The sequence below is a fragment of the Sphingobium sp. genome, assembly GCF_003248505.1.
GTDB lineage: Bacteria > Pseudomonadota > Alphaproteobacteria > Sphingomonadales > Sphingomonadaceae > Sphingobium.
The window spans coordinates 1-1,802 of record NZ_QFOA01000165.1; the positions used below are offsets into that span (position 1 = coordinate 1).

At 63.3% G+C, this 1,802-nt stretch carries 3 protein-coding genes; 2 read left to right on the top strand and 1 reads right to left on the bottom strand.

What is annotated here, in order from left to right; translation table 11 throughout:
• Positions 1-527, top strand: a 527-nt coding sequence (locus DI606_RS20090; protein WP_293985779.1) for a phosphatidylserine decarboxylase, incomplete at its 5' end; no start/stop codon positions are given.
• A gap of 53 nt (positions 528-580) precedes the next feature.
• Positions 581-1,309, top strand: a complete 729-nt coding sequence (locus DI606_RS20095; RefSeq protein WP_293985783.1) for a phosphatidylcholine/phosphatidylserine synthase — start codon at positions 581-583, stop codon at positions 1,307-1,309.
• Between the two features lie 4 nt (positions 1,310-1,313).
• On the opposite strand, the gene DI606_RS20100 is transcribed toward DI606_RS20095, so the two are convergent.
• The gene (locus DI606_RS20100; RefSeq protein WP_293985781.1) at positions 1,314-1,538 is read right to left on the bottom strand and encodes a hypothetical protein; all 225 of its coding nucleotides are present in this window, start codon (positions 1,536-1,538) and stop codon (positions 1,314-1,316) included.
• Positions 1,539-1,802 lie beyond the last annotated feature (264 nt).

Consider the following 1,802-nt stretch of genomic DNA (forward strand, 5'->3'; position numbering starts at 1 on the left):
CGCAGGATGAAAACGCCATCATCGCTCCGGCCGACGGGCTGGTCACGCTGATCCAGCGCGTGCCGCCGCCGCGCGAAATGGCAGGCGCGAACGGTCTGGGCGATCAGCCCCTGATCCGCGTGTCGATTTTCATGAGCGTGTTCGACGTGCACATCAATCGCACGCCCATTGGCGGGACGATCAAGTCGGTCGTCTACATCTCGGGCAAGTTCCTCAATGCCGACCTCGACAAGGCGAGCGAGGATAATGAGCGGCAGCATATCCTGGTCGAGCGCCACGACGGCCTTCGCATCGGCTTCACCCAGATCGCAGGGCTGGTGGCGCGCCGGATCGTGCCGTTCGTGAAGCCGGGCGACATGGTCGCGGCGGGCCAGCGTATCGGCCTCATCCGCTTCGGAAGCCGGGTCGACGTCTATCTTCCCGCAGGAACCGCGCCCCGCGTGATCCTGGGCCAGCGCACGGTGGCGGGGGAAACCATATTGGGGCAGATCGGCGACGCCCGCGTGGTGCCGGGCATTCAGCAGTGAGCCGCCAGCGGCGCACGGTGCCCCAGGGGTTGCGACGCGGAATCACGCTGCGGATGCTGGCGCCCAACGCGGTGACGGCAATGGCACTGTGCTTTGGCCTTACCGGGGTTCGCTACGGTATTTCCGGCGAGTGGGAGCGGGCGGTTCTGTCGATCCTGTTCGCAGGCGTGCTCGACGGTCTGGACGGGCGGATCGCCCGGCTGTTGCGGGGCGAAAGTCGGTTCGGCGCGGAACTGGATTCGCTATCGGATTCGATCGCGTTCGGCGTCGCGCCTGCGCTCATCCTCTATCTCTGGTCGCTGCATGCGATGCCCAAGTTCGGCTGGATCTTCGCGCTTGCCCATGCGCTGTCCTGCGCGCTGAGACTGGCGCGCTTCAACGCCAATATCGACGCTGACGAGCAGCCGCACAAATCCGCCGGTTTCCTGACCGGCGTGCCTGCTCCGGCGGGTGCGGGCCTTGCTTTCGTGCCGCTCTATCTCTGGCTGGTAACAGGGGAGGAAATCTTCCGCGCCTGGTATATCGTCGCGCCCTGGACCGCTTTCAGCGCGTTCCTGATGATTTCCAGTATCGCAACCTATAGCTGGTCCGCATTGCGTCTGCGCAAGCGGATCAGGCTGGAGGCGATTGCGGTCGCGGGCCTGCTGGCAGCGTTGCTGGTCACCGATCCGTGGCTGACACTGCTCATCATCTGCGCAGGATATGTGATTCTGATCCCGTTCGGCATCATGTCCTATGCCAAGGTACGTCGCCAGCGCGAGGCGGCGGCGACCGCTTCCTGAGCGATCAGGCGGCGAACACGCCGTTGAACGAGGCGTTCGCTTGACGCGGGGCAGGCAGCACGCGGGGGCGGCGGATGCGGATATGATAGACGGCGGGTTGCCGGGGGATCGGCTCGAACAATAGAGCCGCGACCATCTTGTCGCGATAGGCCATGAACATCCAGGCCATGGTGCCGATCGCCAGCAGGAATGCGGCAGAAAGCAGGGTCGCGGCGATAACAGTGAACATCGAGATCACTTTCTGTCTTGCCATTTACACGGCATGTCTCACTATGACGATCCAAACTGGCTGACGCCGTCTTTGTTCCGCCTGTTCTCTTTATGTTCCCCCTTCGGCGTGGCGTCAAGCCTTGCCAAGCGCTTTTTTCGCCGTTAAGGGCGCGACCATTCCACATGGGAATCACCATATCCGGTGCCGATGCCGTCTTTGAGGCGTGTCCTTCGGTTCCCGATTCCCAGAGGTAGCAACCGGAAGGAGAAAGACCATGGCGGC